19 protein-coding genes and 1 pseudogene are annotated in these 13,813 nt (G+C 69.4%); 11 read left to right on the top strand and 9 right to left on the bottom strand.

The window, feature by feature from the left end; genetic code table 11:
- Positions 1 to 93 precede the first annotated feature (93 nt).
- Positions 94 to 747 carry a cadmium resistance transporter gene (locus ACOZ38_RS21075; protein ID WP_424532875.1) on the top strand — a complete coding sequence of 218 codons (654 nt, stop codon included), beginning with the start codon at positions 94 to 96 and terminating at the stop codon, positions 745 to 747.
- On the opposite strand, the gene ACOZ38_RS21070 is transcribed toward ACOZ38_RS21075, so the two are convergent.
- Positions 744 to 1,091, bottom strand: a complete 348-nt coding sequence (locus ACOZ38_RS21070) for a hypothetical protein (RefSeq protein ID WP_424532874.1) — start codon at positions 1,089 to 1,091, stop codon at positions 744 to 746. The two genes, ACOZ38_RS21075 and ACOZ38_RS21070, sit on opposite strands and share 4 nt — an antisense overlap.
- A gap of 275 nt (positions 1,092 to 1,366) precedes the next feature.
- On the opposite strand from ACOZ38_RS21070, the gene ACOZ38_RS21065 reads away from it, so the two are divergent.
- Together ACOZ38_RS21065 and ACOZ38_RS21060 are read left to right on the top strand one after the other, a co-directional pair.
- Positions 1,367 to 1,552 carry a hypothetical protein gene (locus ACOZ38_RS21065; protein WP_424532873.1) on the top strand — a complete coding sequence of 62 codons (186 nt, stop codon included), beginning with the start codon at positions 1,367 to 1,369 and terminating at the stop codon, positions 1,550 to 1,552.
- 70 nt (positions 1,553 to 1,622) lie between these two features.
- Positions 1,623 to 1,859 carry a hypothetical protein gene (locus ACOZ38_RS21060; RefSeq protein ID WP_424532872.1) on the top strand — a complete coding sequence of 79 codons (237 nt, stop codon included), beginning with the start codon at positions 1,623 to 1,625 and terminating at the stop codon, positions 1,857 to 1,859.
- Between the two features lie 112 nt (positions 1,860 to 1,971).
- Here ACOZ38_RS21060 and ACOZ38_RS21055 read toward each other — a convergent pair whose 3' ends face one another.
- Together ACOZ38_RS21055 and ACOZ38_RS21050 are read right to left on the bottom strand one after the other, a co-directional pair.
- On the bottom strand, positions 1,972 to 2,421 hold the full coding sequence (locus ACOZ38_RS21055) for a hypothetical protein (RefSeq protein ID WP_424532871.1): 450 nt from the start codon (positions 2,419 to 2,421) through the stop codon (positions 1,972 to 1,974).
- A gap of 15 nt (positions 2,422 to 2,436) precedes the next feature.
- The gene (locus ACOZ38_RS21050) at positions 2,437 to 2,682 is read right to left on the bottom strand and encodes a helix-turn-helix domain-containing protein (RefSeq protein ID WP_424532869.1); all 246 of its coding nucleotides are present in this window, start codon (positions 2,680 to 2,682) and stop codon (positions 2,437 to 2,439) included.
- A 127-nt stretch (positions 2,683 to 2,809) separates the two neighbouring features.
- Between ACOZ38_RS21050 and ACOZ38_RS21045 the strand changes: the two genes are divergently transcribed.
- The 3 genes from ACOZ38_RS21045 to ACOZ38_RS21035 all read left to right on the top strand — a co-directional run bounded on the left by ACOZ38_RS21045 (position 2,810) and on the right by ACOZ38_RS21035 (position 6,478).
- Complete coding sequence (locus ACOZ38_RS21045) at positions 2,810 to 3,139, top strand: trypco2 family protein (protein WP_424532867.1); 330 nt, start codon at positions 2,810 to 2,812, stop codon at positions 3,137 to 3,139.
- Positions 3,140 to 3,295: 156 nt separating this feature from the next.
- Entirely contained in the window at positions 3,296 to 5,569 is a 2,274-nt protein-coding gene (locus ACOZ38_RS21040; RefSeq protein WP_424532865.1) for a hypothetical protein, read from the top strand.
- Positions 5,570 to 5,803: 234 nt separating this feature from the next.
- Complete coding sequence (locus ACOZ38_RS21035) at positions 5,804 to 6,478, top strand: recombinase family protein (RefSeq protein ID WP_424532863.1); 675 nt, start codon at positions 5,804 to 5,806, stop codon at positions 6,476 to 6,478.
- On the opposite strand, the gene ACOZ38_RS21030 is transcribed toward ACOZ38_RS21035, so the two are convergent.
- Positions 6,406 to 7,023, bottom strand: a complete 618-nt coding sequence (locus tag ACOZ38_RS21030) for a plasmid pRiA4b ORF-3 family protein (RefSeq protein ID WP_424537060.1) — start codon at positions 7,021 to 7,023, stop codon at positions 6,406 to 6,408. The two genes, ACOZ38_RS21035 and ACOZ38_RS21030, sit on opposite strands and share 73 nt — an antisense overlap.
- A gap of 189 nt (positions 7,024 to 7,212) precedes the next feature.
- On the opposite strand from ACOZ38_RS21030, the gene ACOZ38_RS21025 reads away from it, so the two are divergent.
- Entirely contained in the window at positions 7,213 to 7,776 is a 564-nt protein-coding gene (locus tag ACOZ38_RS21025; protein ID WP_424532861.1) for a hypothetical protein, read from the top strand.
- 304 nt (positions 7,777 to 8,080) lie between these two features.
- Here ACOZ38_RS21025 and ACOZ38_RS21020 read toward each other — a convergent pair whose 3' ends face one another.
- On the bottom strand, positions 8,081 to 8,467 hold the full coding sequence (locus tag ACOZ38_RS21020; protein ID WP_424532859.1) for a hypothetical protein: 387 nt from the start codon (positions 8,465 to 8,467) through the stop codon (positions 8,081 to 8,083).
- A gap of 42 nt (positions 8,468 to 8,509) precedes the next feature.
- Positions 8,510 to 8,632 (bottom strand): annotated as a pseudogene (locus ACOZ38_RS21015) (IS110 family transposase); the annotation flags it as partial.
- 616 nt (positions 8,633 to 9,248) lie between these two features.
- On the opposite strand from ACOZ38_RS21015, the gene ACOZ38_RS21010 reads away from it, so the two are divergent.
- Positions 9,249 to 9,449 (top strand): hypothetical protein, encoded by a 201-nt coding sequence (locus ACOZ38_RS21010; RefSeq protein ID WP_424532858.1) that lies wholly within the window; start codon positions 9,249 to 9,251, stop codon positions 9,447 to 9,449.
- 158 nt (positions 9,450 to 9,607) lie between these two features.
- On the opposite strand, the gene ACOZ38_RS21005 is transcribed toward ACOZ38_RS21010, so the two are convergent.
- On the bottom strand, positions 9,608 to 10,453 hold the full coding sequence (locus ACOZ38_RS21005; protein WP_424532856.1) for an SDR family NAD(P)-dependent oxidoreductase: 846 nt from the start codon (positions 10,451 to 10,453) through the stop codon (positions 9,608 to 9,610).
- Positions 10,450 to 10,803 (bottom strand): hypothetical protein, encoded by a 354-nt coding sequence (locus ACOZ38_RS21000; RefSeq protein WP_424532855.1) that lies wholly within the window; start codon positions 10,801 to 10,803, stop codon positions 10,450 to 10,452. The genes ACOZ38_RS21005 and ACOZ38_RS21000 overlap by 4 nt, the downstream gene beginning before the upstream one ends.
- A gap of 107 nt (positions 10,804 to 10,910) precedes the next feature.
- On the opposite strand from ACOZ38_RS21000, the gene ACOZ38_RS20995 reads away from it, so the two are divergent.
- From ACOZ38_RS20995 to ACOZ38_RS20985, 3 genes are all read left to right on the top strand, one after another.
- Positions 10,911 to 11,411, top strand: coding sequence for a winged helix-turn-helix transcriptional regulator (locus ACOZ38_RS20995; RefSeq protein ID WP_424532853.1), 501 nt, complete (start codon positions 10,911 to 10,913; stop codon positions 11,409 to 11,411).
- A 464-nt stretch (positions 11,412 to 11,875) separates the two neighbouring features.
- Positions 11,876 to 12,052 (top strand): hypothetical protein, encoded by a 177-nt coding sequence (locus tag ACOZ38_RS20990; RefSeq protein ID WP_424532852.1) that lies wholly within the window; start codon positions 11,876 to 11,878, stop codon positions 12,050 to 12,052.
- A gap of 8 nt (positions 12,053 to 12,060) precedes the next feature.
- Complete coding sequence (locus tag ACOZ38_RS20985; protein WP_424532850.1) at positions 12,061 to 12,828, top strand: Crp/Fnr family transcriptional regulator; 768 nt, start codon at positions 12,061 to 12,063, stop codon at positions 12,826 to 12,828.
- 496 nt (positions 12,829 to 13,324) lie between these two features.
- Here ACOZ38_RS20985 and ACOZ38_RS20980 read toward each other — a convergent pair whose 3' ends face one another.
- Positions 13,325 to 13,663 carry a hypothetical protein gene (locus ACOZ38_RS20980; RefSeq protein WP_424532848.1) on the bottom strand — a complete coding sequence of 113 codons (339 nt, stop codon included), beginning with the start codon at positions 13,661 to 13,663 and terminating at the stop codon, positions 13,325 to 13,327.
- Between the last annotated feature and the right edge of the window lie 150 nt (positions 13,664 to 13,813).

The raw sequence follows: 13,813 nt of genomic DNA, 5'->3' as shown, positions 1-13,813 counted from the left end.
TCAAAGGCCGAAGGTGTCACCTTGGATGAGCAGGCCGATCGTGATCAGGACTAGGGAAGCAGGATGCCCGGGCTTTCGCCCGGAGCCCCCCTTTTGTCCGGGTTCGCGCAGCGGTCGTCCTGCCCGTTAGGTTCGGCGGCCATGGACCAAATCATGGGCACTATCGCGGCGGCCGCCGGGATGTGGGCCGGAACCAACGTGGATGACATCATCGTGCTCACGGTGTTGTTCCTGTCCTTCCGGGCCGGTGGGACGCCCATGGCGTGGCAGATCTGGGCCGGGCAGTACGCCGGGATCGCGGTGCTGGTGGCCGTGTCGGTGATCGCGGCGCTCGGCTTGACGATCATTCCTGACGGCTGGGTGGGCCTGCTCGGTCTGGTCCCCTTCGCGCTCGGCGTGCGTGGCCTCATCATGGCGATCCGCGCCCGCAACGGCGGCGAGCAAGCCTCGGTGGCGGTCGCCTCCGGCCTGGTGTCGGTGGCCGGTGTGACCATTGCCAACGGCGCCGACAACATCTCGGTCTACACGCCGGTGTTCCGCACCATCGGTGCCGGGCCCACCGTGGTGACGATCGCGGTGTTCTTCGTCGCAGTGGCCGTGTGGTGCCTGGCCGGGTCCTTGCTCAGCTCGCACAAGAAGATCATCGATGTTGTGGAACGCTACGGGCACTGGATCGTCCCGGTGCTGTTCATGCTGATCGGCGGGCTCATCGTCGCCGAAACCGGCGTCCTGGCCAGAATCTTCTAAGCCTCAGCGCAGGAGGCAAGGCGCGGGCCTGGCTTGTAGCCCAACGCCACGGTCGCCGTCGCCACCCCCACGGCCAGCACGTGCACCGCACCGCTCACGTACCGCCCGGCGGTGCCTGCCATCAAAACAGCGATCACCAGCAGGCAGGACGCCCCCAGGGCGGCATGACCAGAGGGAGAAGACTGCCCGGCACCGGCCAGCACATCCACGCCCGCCCCCGGAGGCGTCCGCCCGATCACCTGCTTCAGCACCCAGACCACCGCGTTGGTCACCACGAGCCATCCGCCGACGACCAGCACCAGATCGCGCCGCCACCAAGCCGCCACGGCAGCCGCGATCATCACCAGGGAAGGGCGTTCAGCGACGATGCGGTCAAGCTGACCGCGTTCCTGCAGTGACAGACGTTGCGGGTGGCAGGGCCGCTGCGGTTGATCGCGCAGGATGTGAGTACCGGCCCGATTTCACCTTCCGAGCGATCAGTGACCACGAGGGACGGGCCTACACCGTGTCCGAGGCACCCAGCGGGTGCCACCCCAGCGCGGTCCCTTGGCGCCCTCGCCGGAGCTGTAGCGCTGTCAGGCGCCGGGACTCTCAACGAAGCGCTGCGTAGGATCGGGCTGTGAGAGTCGGCCGGTGGGCGACGGGGGGCACGTTTATCGTGCTCGTCGCCGCCGGGTGCGCGGTCCCGAGTCTGGACCGCTCCGGCGAGGCGCGCGACGCGGCGATCCAGGCAGCCGAGCGGGAGGGCGCCGACATCGAACTCCGCATCTCACGGGAACTGCAGTTCCGCGAAGGGGGATCCTGAGGCCGTCCTTCGGGCCCTTCGGCTCTCCTTCGGCCACTACAGCGGCGCGTCGTCCGGGTGGTCCGGGCTGGTGGCAGACCGCGTGCTGCCCCGCGCGGGCGCAGAGGCCGAGGTCGAGGCGGACATCGTGATGACGGTCCAGGCCGATAGGGGCGGCGGTCTCTTCTCCGCGCAGGCGCTCGCCGCGATCTGCAGGCGCTTCACCGGAACGCCCGGGCCGGAGGCACGCGTCCGGGTCACGGACTTCGACTGCCCGGCGGACCTGCGGAGCATCTCGAACATAATCATCGTGAGGCCGGCGGGCTGAACCTACAGGACGGGGGCTGATGACGCGTTTCTTAACGGCACCTCTTCTTCAGCTTGCGCCGGTGCCCCCGCAAGCCAGGCCTCGGGCGAGGGCATCGCAGATGGGGGGGCTGTCAGGGGCGCTGCAGGTTGATCCAGGCGTGGTGGACGGCGGCGATCAGGTCGGTGACGGCGGCCTTGCGGGTGGCGGGGTGGGTGCCACCGCCGCGTACGCCGGTGCCCAGGTGCCAGGCCATGCCGCCGCCGCGGCGGCGTGCCTCCCAGCCCGAGCGTCCGCCGGTGGCGCCGTGGTGCGGCTGGACCAGGCCCAGCCGTTCGCCGGCGACGATGACCCAGTACGCGCCGTCCCCGGTGGCCACCAGCTGGACGGCCTGCAGCTCGGCGTCGGTGTACCAGCGGGGCCGGCGGACCGGGTCGGCATCGCTCGTCCATGGCCCGGCGTTCTGGTCGTCCTCGCCGGCGGGCTGCGCTGCGACGGCCGGGACCGGCGGCGCGGTCTCCTGGGTCGGGCTGCCGGGCCGGGCGCAGGGGGCTGGTACGGCCGGCGCCTGCACGGCGGGCACCGGTGGTTCGTCGTCCTACAGTGCCCGGTACAGGGTGGAGCGGCCGACGCCGAGGTGCTTGGCGATCGCGGTGACCGACTCGCCGCGGGCCCGGCGGGCGCGGGCGATGGCCATGACGTCGGCGTCGACGGCGGCGGGCCGGCCGCCCTTGCGGCCGTGGGCGGCGGCCGCCAGGCCATCCAAAGTGCGCTCTGAGATCAGGTCGCGTTCCATCTCGGCGGCCATCGCCGCGACCAGGAACAGCATCCGGGATCGGGACATGATCGTGGTCTATTCGGGGAAACTTCGGGCGGCTCCTGGGCGTCTGTTTTACGGTGAGTGATTCCGTGATGACGTCATCTGCGTGGGGCTGGGTCGCGGGCGGAGCCGGAGCGGTGAAGGGGCTTGGGTGGAGATCGAGCTGGCGGATGCGGTGCAGGCGGTCCGTGATGAGCTGCTGGAGGCCGCGGTGCGCGGGCTGGGCAGCGAGATCGCGTTCACTGTGGGGCCGATCGAGTTGGAGTTCACCGTGGAGTTGAAGGCCGACGCCAAGGCCAAGTTCGGGTTCAAGGCGTGGGTGGTGACCGGCGATGCCGAGGCCGGTGTCAGCCGGGGCCGTACCCACAAGGTGAAGCTCACCCTGACGCCCAAGCATGCCGACGGCACCGATCTGCTGATCGCCGGCGATCCCGCCGTGGCCGATGGCCCGGGCGAGGTCTCCGGCACCTTCCACCGGTGACCGCCGTGAGCCGACCACGCTGACCGGCCAAGGCCTGCGCGACAGCCCGGCGGCGAATAGAGGAAGCAGGTGGGGCGGGTGGTCGGCGTGACGTGTTCGTCCGGCCGGGGGTCGGGGTATGTGATCGCGCCACGGCTGGTGCTGACCTCGGCGCACGTGACCGGCCCCGTGGTCCCGGCAGGTCGGGCGGGCGGCGAGGTTCGGGTGTTTCGCCCGGGGCGGCCGGGTGTCTGCGCCGGGCGGGTGGTGTGGGCGGGAACCGTGGGCGGCCGTGATGATGCGGCGCTGGTGGTCCTTGAGGATCCGTCCTGGGAACCGCCGCAGGGCGGGGTGGTGCGGTGGGGGAGCACCGTCACCTACCGGCCCGGTATCCGATGTGAGAGCTGGGGGCTGCCCGCACTGGCCCAGCGCGAGGACCGCCCGGCAGAGCTCTGGCAGCCCTCGGGCACGCTGAATCCCGGGGACCGGTATGTCGGGGACCGGTATGTGATGAACGTGGACGGCCACCCACCCAGCGACCGTGATGGTTCGCCGTGGGGGGGCATGTCGGGGGCGGCGTTGTTCTGCGGGGATCTGCTGGCCGGGGTGATCGCCTCCGATCCGGCGGGGCTGGGACATTCCCGGCTGGAGGCGGTGCCCGCGTACGTGCTGCTGGCCGATCCGGGTTTTCGGGCGGTGCTGGCCGAACACACCGGGCAGACCAGCGCGGTCCTGGAACCCATCGAATACCAGCAACTGACCGAACCCGCCGACCCCATCACCGCGACGCAGGGGGCTTCCCCGGCGGCGCTGCTGCGGGCGCGCCGGCAGGTGGTGCCCTTCCACGGCCGCGACCCCATCCTGCGGGATCTGCACGCCTGGGCGGGGCGGCCGGGGTTCGGCGCGCATCTGCTGCATGCCGCCGGCGGGCAGGGTAAGACCCGGCTGGCCTTGCATCTGGCTGGGCAGCTGGCGGCTGCCGGGTGGGCGGTGGTCTGGCTGGACGCCCGGGCCGGCGCCGACCAGCTGGCCGGCATCAAGGACGCCGCGACGCCGTTGCTGGTCGTCATCGACTACGCCGAGTCCCGCACGCGGCAGGTGAGCGCGCTGCTGGAGGAGTGCGCCCGCCACGAGGGGGGTTCGCCGTTGAAGGTGGTGTTGCTGGCGCGGACCGCCGGATCCTGGTGGCAGACCCTGCGAGAGGAGTCACCGGCGGCTGAGGCCCTGCTGGAGGGCGCGGCGGTGCTTGATCTGCCGGCCCTGGAACCCGGCCCCGGTGCCCAGGCCGATGCCTACCAGCAGGCCGCGACCGCGTTCGCCGCCGCGCTGGCTGTTCTTCCTGGCTGGCAGCAGCGGCCCTGGAGGCAGATGGCCGCCGCGTTGCCCGGCCCGCCGGCCCGCCGGGCGGGGCTGGACAACGCGCTGACGTTGCACATGACCGCGCTGGCCGACCTGCTCGACCGCGCCGTCGGCCCGCCGGCCGACGACCGGCCAGGCGACAGTGATGACGGCGGCGATGGCGACGGGCAGGGTGGCGCGAGGAAGGTGGAGGACCGGCTGCTGGTTCATGAACGCCGGTACTGGCGGGCCACCGCGACCGGGAACGACCTGTACCCGGCGGTGAGCATGGCCACGCTGGCCGATGCGCTGGCCGCCGCCGTCGGCCTTGGCGCCGCCGATCGCCGGCAGGCTGACGCGCTGCTGGCTCGCGTGCCGGGCCTGTCCGATCAGCCCCGGGACCGGCGCGACCGCGTCCGCGCATGGATCACCGGGCTGTACCCGCCGGCCGTGCAGCAAGCACCCTGGGGCGGGTTGCAGCCCGACCGGCTCGCCGAGCGCTTCCTCGGCCGCCACCTCACCGACCACCCCGACCTGGCCGACCACCTGATCATCGACGCCACCAGCGCGCAGGTCACTCAGTTGCTGACGGTGTACGCGCGAGCCGCCGCCCACCCGGTCTTCGAGCACCGCCTGGACGAGGCGCTGACCGGCCTGTGCGCGCGCCATCCACAGGTCACTACCGAGCCGGCGATCCAGGTGGTCACCCAGATCGAGGCTCCCGGCCCACTGCTGGCCGCACTACAACGCATGATCGATGACCCCGCCACCACCCCGGCCGACCTGGTCCGTTGGTCCGGTGAACTTCCCCGCACCAGTTACGCGCTGGCCGGATGGGCCGCCGATCTGAGCACCCGCCTGGTCGACCACCAGCGGAGACAAACCGATCCATCCAGCCTGCCCGACCTCGCCACCAGCCTGAACAACCAGTCAGTCCAGCTGGGGGATCTGGGGCGGGGGGAGGAGGCACTGGAGGCGATCACCGAAGCCGTCACCATCCGCCGTACCCTGGCTCAAATTCGTCCAGCGGTGCATCAGCAAGAGCTGGAGCATTCCTTGGCCGTCATGGAATGGCTGAACATCAGCGCTGATGATGCTGCGGAGCCAAGCTGACGGGCCGTCATCGTGGCGGGCTGGACCGCTGTATCCGGTGCCGGATCGAGACACGACTGTCGAGCACTTCAGTGCAGCTATCGCCGATCGCGGGGTGTCTGGTCTTCAATAAACGATCGTTAATTGAAGACCCTCAGCCAGGTGCCCTGAGACCCCCGAAAGCCCTTCAACAACTCCTTCAAAAACCCCAGGTGTCAACAACCCTCGGAAGCCGTTTTCTGACATGATCCCAGGGTGACCACGCCTCCAGCGACGCCCGCTCAGCCGTCACAGGACCTGCTCCCCGCCGAGCCCGCCGCCCCGACCGGCATCAAGATCGGATACGCGCGCGTGTCGACCGGCGGGCAGAACCTCGAGCGGCAGCTCGACGCCCTCAAGGCCGCCGGGTGCCGGCGCAGCTTCGCCGAGAAGAAGTCCGGCAAGGACACCGACCGGCCCGAGCTCGCCGCGGCGCTAGCGTTCATGCAGCCCGGCGACACCCTCGTCGTCCCGTCGCTGGACCGGCTGTCGCGCTCCCTGCAAGACCTCATCACCACGGTGGCCGAACTACGCCGGCGCGAAGTCGGCTTCACCTCCCTGCACGAGAACCTCGACACCACCACCCCCGGCGGGCGCCTGGTCTTCCACGTCTTCGCCGCCCTGGCGGAGTTCATCCGCGAGCTCATCATCTCCGGCACCCGCGAAGGCCTGGCCGCCGCTCGCGCCCGCGGCCGCGTCGGTGGCCGCCCCACCGTCATGTCTCCAGACCTCATCCGCGCGGCCCGTGACCTGCTGCCCAACCCCGACCACAGCATCACCGCGATCGCCAAGCTGCTCGGGGTCAGCCCCGGGACGCTCTACAACCACATCCCCGACCTCCGCGAACTACGCAACAGCCGAACCAGGCAACAGACCGGCAATACGGACTGAGACCGCACCGGCGGCCGAATCAGCGAGACCCGGTGTCCCGCAAACGAACCGTTTCCGGGACGGCCGCTCCCGGGGGAGACCGGGCCGGGCGAGGCCTCGATCGGGCCCGGGACCGCCGCCGGCTGCTCGGCTCTCGCCTGGTCGGCGGCGCGCTGCGCCCACCGCCCGGCCAGCGCGGCGAGCTCGGCGTTCACCTCCGCCTTGTCCCACGCGGCGCCGTCCCACCTGCCCGATCCGAAGACCTCGCGCGCCTGGGCGTACTTCCAGCCCTTGCGGTGCCCAAGCGCCCACAGATGCGCGGCGAACCCTTCGGGGCCGCCGCTGTCTTCGGGTGGGCAGGCCCGGCCACCGGCAGGGCACCGCGGGTGGGTGGTGTTCTTGGCGGCCTGGTGGACCTTCTCCACCTCGACGTCGTGGTCCCAGCAGTCGCCGAAGTCGTAGCGGTAGGCCAGCCGACCGCCCGGCCGGGGCAGCACACCGGCCAGCGTCACCGCCGTCTCATCCTTGGCGTTGTCGCCGTACTCCTCCCACCCGCAGGCGAACAGGTGCAGGAAGCGGAACTGGTCAGGTGCTCTCGTGGCGCCGGCGGGCCTTCGGCCGCCATAGCTGAGCCCAGCCGCACGGCTGGCCGCCGGATGCCCCGGCGATCACGCTCGGCCGTCTGAACGGCCCGCCGATGCGCCGAGCCGGGGACGTGGGTCGACGTGGCGGGCGGTACGCCGTGATGATGAGGCGTGACAACGATCGGGAGCATCCGGGCGGTCCTGTTGTCCGCCCTTGTGGTCGCCGGGTTGAGCGGGGCGGACACCGTCCAGGTCGTGCCGGCTCTGGTAGAACCGGGCGACACCAGTGGGTTCGGCACCGGCATGTGGAAGAGCACTCCGCGGCAGCCGTACCTGTTCGGCGACATGCCGGTATGCCTGGACAGGCCGGGCAGGGTCATGGTGACGAACGTCGGCTTCGAACGCCCGCGGGGAGGGATCAGGCTGGAGGCGTTCGCGCTGCGCCCCCGCTACACGCCGGCCTACAGTAACGGGACCGGGGGAGGAGAGCCCACCACCCTGCGTCGCAAGGGAATCGCGACCGGGCCCCAGCCGATCACGGAGGTCTGCCCACCGCCGGAGGAGGAGATCCCGCGGTTCGCCGAACTGGTGGTGCAGGTATCCCGAACCGGAGAGGCCACCGCGTCCGGCACGGCGCTGAACCTCACGTACACCAGTGCCGGGCACGTCCGGACCCTGCGCATACCCGTCGAGTTCGTCATCTGTGGCCAGGACAAAGCCATGGACTGCGATTGATCGGATGGCGATGTCGCGGTAGGTGTGGTACGTCACGCGTGTCCGGTTGCCTGCCTCAGGCGCATCTCATCCGCCTTGAGCGGGACGGCGGGGATTCCCTCGGACTGGCACCCCTGCCCTTCCGCAGCTTTATCCGGCGCCTGTCCGCGTCCTCGGAACGTGGACAGGTGGCCGGGAAAAGGTGAAGTCCGGCCGGAACGGCCGGCAATTAGACCTTCAGGGTGGACTCGCAACTTGTGGCTCCCTGTTCGCGTGATCGGTGGCGCGTATTAGAAGCGCTACCCGGCGGCCAGCCCTTGCGAGGTCAGCCCTCCTTGCCTGCGGATTCGTGGGCGTGTTGGGTGCGCAGCGTCTGCAGTTCCTGGGCGGCGGCATCGGCCTGGGTCTCGGCTCGCCGGGCGCGTTCGATGGCGTCGTCGGCCCGGGCGGTGATCGCGGCGACCTGGGCATGGTGCGCGGTGGTGAGCGTGGCCAGTTGCCGCTCGGCGTCTGCACGTAGCTGTTGGACTTCCTGCCGGGCCACCTCGGTGGCCTGTTCGGCCTGCCGGGCTCGCTGCTCGGCGGCCTGCACGCGCCGGTCGGCCTGCTCGCCGGCGCGGTCCCAGTCGGCTCGAGCGGCTTGCGCGCGCTCTGCTGCGGCGCGGGCCTTCTCCTGGGCCACGGCGAGTTCGCCGTCCCGGGCGGCCAGCAAGCGCTGAAGCTCGGCGGTCTGCCAACTGCTGCCCGATCAGCCGTGCAGCCGGGCGATCCCCGCGATGCCCTCCTCCAGACGAGCCTTGGCCAGCCGTCGCCCCTGCTTGTCCTGCAGCTCAACGTCATGATGATCCTCAGCCCAGTCGTCCCCGACGAACAGCAACTCGGTCTCCCATCCTCGACAGCCACGTTCAGCAGCCCGCGGGAGAACCTCCGCAACCTAATGATCAAGTGCTCACGCCATCACACGACGGCGGGCACGACATCCCATCAGCGGTCCATCTTCCCGACCCACCGGCAGGGGCACGATCTGTCAATGGGACTCAAAGTCCAGGTTCCGAGAGTGCTCACCCACCGGCGGCAACCGGACCCGAGTCTGCCCGAAGGCGCGACCCGGTAGTTCTCATTAGGTGTGGCACTCGGCGGAGTCGAGCACGCGGGCTCGCTAGCTGCTCAGTCCTGAAGTCGCCGCAAGATGTTGGCCAGGAGGATGACGGTGTCGGCGGCCACGCCTGCCTCGCGTCGTGAGGAGGTGGGGCTGTGTTTCACCCGTTGGGCGAATTCGATGGCAGCTCTGGCGAATTTGCGCAGCTCGGCGTTGTCTGGTCCTGGAGCGGCATGCTCGATGTAGGGGTCTGAGGAACATCGGAACCGGATCGTGCGCTAAGCGTTTGACCTGGTGAGCATCGGTTTGACCGCCGATGATGGCGACCGGGAGCCTTCGAGGGTCTTGTCGTAGACCTATGGGAGGTTCACGGCGCCGGTCGAGTTCTTGTCCGATGAACACCGTCGAGCACCATTGCTCGGCCGCCAGCGTCAACCGCAAGCTCGCAGCTCTCACCTCGTTCTGCGAGTTCCATGATCGGCATGGAGTTGAGCCGGCCTACCGGCACGAGATCAAAGCCCAGTCCAACCTGCAGGAAGGCCGCCACGCCCTGGCCCGGCGCATCTTCCACGGCCCTTCATCCATACACACGTGAACATGCTGGGCCGATACTCCTTCGCCCTGCCTGAGCTGCCTGGAGGGTTACGGCCGCTGGGGGAATCCGGGGGACGTCCATGACGATGACCTCAGCAGCTGACAGCTTTGGCCTGGCTGGTGTGGGTCGCAGACTCCGTCTCACTCGGGCGTGACGGGTCATCGGCCTGGGGGGAAGTCCACGGAGCGGGAGACGTTCTCGTGGGCGCGGATCTCAGTGATCATGGACTCCAGCTCGCTGATCACCGCGTCGTACCCCGCGCCCCCAAGCACCAGACGGTGGGGCGGATCGTCCTGGTCGATCGCGGCCACGACGGCCCGCGCGCCCTGAAGGGGGTTTCCGGGCTGGTTGCCGTCCTGCTCGATCATGGTCGTCCGGACGCTCTCCAGCATCGGCCGGTAGTCCTCGACGCTCTCTCGCACCGGCTCGCCGGCAAATCCGGCGTAGGCGCGGGTGCGGAAGGCCCCCGGCTGCACGGCCAGCACCTTGACGCCCAGCGGTGCCACCTCCTGGCGCAGGACGTCGGTCATGCCCTCGACGGCGTGCTTGGCCGCGGTGTAGTAACCGAAGCCGAGCACCCCTCTCAGTCCGGCGACGGATGAGACGTTGATGATCCACCCGCTGCGCCGGGCGCGCATGCCGGGCAGGACGGCGCGGGTGACCGCCAGGACACTGAAGAAGTTCAGCTCGAACAGCTGTCTGACGGCCGCATCGTCCATGCCCTCCACCGAGCCGTACCAGCCGCGTCCGGCGTTGTTGATCAGGACGTCGATGCCGCCGAAGTGCGCCTCGGCGGTGGCGACGGCCTGGTGGACCTGCCGGGTGTCGGTGACGTCGAGCCGGAGCGTCAGCACCCTGTCGCCGTAAGGCTCGGCCCAGTTGCGCAGCTCCTCGGGCCTGCGTGCGGTCAGGGCGACGCGGTCGCCGGCCTCCAGGGCGGCGTCGGCGAAGGCCACGCCAAACCCGCCGGGGGTGCCTCCGGTGATGAACCAGGTCCTGTTCATGGCTCGATGACCAGGTGCCGGATGAGGCCGTCGCCCAGGGCGAAGCGGAAGCGCAGGTCCACGGTGCCCCCGGGGAAGTCGCCGGCCAGGTGCTGGGTGATGGTGTAGTCGCCCTCACCGGACTGCTCGGCGGCGATCGGCGTGATCGTGTACGTGTAGGCGCCGGCGGAACGCTTCATCCACGCGGCGATGGCGATGGTCCCGGCATGGCTGTGGCCTTCGTCGACCACTGTGGCGTCGGCGGCGAACAGGCCGAGCTGAGCCGCGATGTCACGGTCGCGGTGGGCCGTGAGGTAGGCGGTGATAACGCCGGGCAGCGCGCCAAAGGCGATCGCCTGGTTTTGGGGCATGGCATGTTCCTCGCACGTAGATAGTGGGTGTCGCGCACGCACATCAGTCACTGCTAAAATGAGAGTGACTTACTTTGATAATAGCAGTGACTGTGGGAGGGGTGTCCATGCCGGCCCGGACCAGGAAAGAAGACCGCGAGTGCCCGCTGTCCGACACGATCGAGCACATCGGCGAGTGGTGGACCCTGTTGCTCCTGCACGACGCGTTCGACGGCTACACCCGCTTCGACCAGTTCCAGGAGAACCTGCGCATCTCCTCCAGCATGCTCACCAGCCGGCTCAAGTCCCTGGTCACCGACGGCCTCCTGGAGCGCCGCCCCTACCAGACGAACCCTGTGCGTCACGAGTACGTGCTGACCGAACTGGGCCATTCATTGCGCCCGGTCATCGTCGCGATGGCCGCCTGGGGCAACGCCCGCCTGGCACCCGAGGAGCGCAGCATGATCCTGGTCGACGCGGCCACCGGAGAGGAGGTCGAGCCCGTCGTGATCGACGCCAGGACCGGCCGCCGCCTGGACGACAGCCGCGCGTTCGTCTTCACCGCCGGCCCGGCCGCCGGCCTCGCCATGCGCGCCCGCTACATCCCGCAGCATGACGGACCCGCATAGGAGGACATCGACGCTGTCGCAGATAATCATCAAGTATCTGCGGTTAACTGCTCTCCAAGGGGTCCGGCGAGGAGCTGTACAGCGCTGACCTGCTCTGAGAGGGCTTAGCGCACGATCCGGTTCCGATGTTCCTCAGACCCCGAGCACCCGCGCGGACTGGTATGGCCCGAGCCGACAGTGGCCATGACGAAGCCCCCGGGCTACGACCCCCAGGGGCTTGTCGGTGCATGCGGGTCCGGCTCGGCGAAAGGCTCGGAACGTACCGCCCTGCGAGTCGAAACATATAGGGGCGCGCACGACGGGAACGTGTCGAACTGCGGGTTCGGACGGACATCTTGTGTAACCGCTCGGAGGCTTGGCCTCATCGCGCCCCAGGCATACGGTCCGGACCATCGCGGCCTTCTACGACCCTGGGCCGCGAGAACGGCTCGGCGAAGTTCTCAAGGCTCTGGGAGGCGTCCTTCATGCAGGCATTCTTTGGCGTGTTCGTCACGCTGGCGTTCATCGGGCTGGCCGGCTACGTAGTCACCGTCATGTCAGACAAGGCTCCGGACCGGCTGGCCCGAGTCTTCCTGGCCCTGGCCGCCTTTTTCGGGGCGGTTCCCGCCGTGCTGTACGCGATCTGGACGCTGAAGGCGTAACGACCGCCATGAGCGACACTGACTCCCACTACCTAGGTGGGTATGAGGTCACCCATGCCGGCGACTGGGTTCTCCTGGGGGGCAGCGACCGTGAAGAGCCGCCGCCCCCGCCGATGGCGCCCACCTTCTGGGACGGCCTGACCGAATCGGCCCGCGACTGGTTCCTGGCCAACGGGCAGGAACGGCGGGTGGCGGACGGGCATCAGCTCCTACGGCAGGGAGCCCGGCCAACGAAAGTCGTGCTGCTACTCGACGGTGCCACCATCAGCGACACCATCACCGAGCGGGGCGAACGCGGCTACGTCGACCTCGCCCGCTCCGGTGATCTCCTGGGCGCCGCCGAAGCCATCAGTGGAGACTTCCACCCCGCGACCGTCCGCACCATCACCGCCCACAACCGGGTGCTCTCTGTCCCGCTTACCTTCTTACACCGGGCCTTGCGTGCCCAACCCGACATCACGATCGCGTTCGTGCACGCCCTGACCGCGCAGCTCGCCCGCACCGATCAGCTTCGCGCCGCCCTCATCGGGCCGGCGCACCCCCGGATCGCCTACATACTGCTTTACCTCGCCGAACGGATCGGCACCATGTCCCCAGCCGGTCTGGTCATCACCATGGCCCGGGCCGACATCGCAGCATGGACCGGACTGTCCATCCGCACCGTCGAGCACGTCCTAAGCAATCTGCAATGTGCCAGCTGCATCACCTGCGCCCGAAGAAAGATCACCATCACCGACGCGGGATTCATCCTGGCCATGGCAAGTGCGGAGAGGTGATCCGGCGGGGGGCTCACACCCGCGATGCGGGACGGGTGCCGAGGCCACGGCGGCCAGGCGCTGGCCGAGCTCGACGGTCGCCGCCGCGGGCGGACTCCACCCCTATCTCGGCCCCCCGCTCGGGTCCGTGTCACCAGCCGCAGTGCGCCACGAGGCGCTGTTTTGTCCGGATGAAGGTGGAAGACCGTCCATCTCTCCGCCGTCGTAGCGGTGGGGTGAAGCTGGAGGCAGCCGTAGCCGGGGATTGTCGGTGAGGGTGGGAGATGTAAGTTTCGGCGGTAAATGGCCGGGATCTCCGGCGCTATTCGGCCAGACGTGATCTCTTGACGGCACGAGGACGGCCCCGCCGTGGCGGGGCCGGAGGTTGTCGATGTGGTGGGTCGCGGGTTCGAGGCGGAAGCCTCACAGGACTCCGATGATCAGGTTCTCGCGGGCGGCTTCATTGGTCGCGTCGGCGAAGATGGCCGAGAGTGGTCTCGGTAGGGCGCGCATCGGGCTATATCGACGATTCCTTCTCGATCCGGCGCCGATGCTTGGCCGTCAGATCGGACTGCTCGGGATCTGCCGTGTTTTGCCTCGTTAGCAGGAGTGCGGCCGAGGCGAGCAGGGTGCAAAGGGTCATTCCGGCGAACAGGGGTACGGCGGTGTGCTCGCCAGCGACGCCCATCAAGGGGGCCACAGCCGCGCCGAGGGCGTTCTGCAGCATGCCCAGCACCGCCGAGCCCGTTCCGGCAGCGTGCGGAACTCGTTCGAGGGCGAGCCCGGTGGCGGTGGCGAAGACCTGGCCGAGCCCGAGGAAGGCGGCGCCGATGAGGCCCAGGGGTGAGGTGTCCATTGAGGGTGAGGAGGAGGGCGGCGATGCTGGAGGCGAGCATGAGGGCCAGCCCGGCGCGGAGCAGGAGCCGAGGGCTGTGGCGGCCGACGAGACGGCTGCCGGCCAGGGTGGACACAGTGGCGGTGAGGGCACCGATGGAGAAGACAGGCG

It is taken from the genome of Sphaerisporangium viridialbum (assembly GCF_049674955.1).
Classification (GTDB): Bacteria; Actinomycetota; Actinomycetes; order Streptosporangiales; family Streptosporangiaceae; genus Sphaerisporangium; species Sphaerisporangium viridialbum.
Note: the sequence above shows the minus strand (reverse complement) of the source record. Positions and strands in the feature narration are given on the sequence as shown.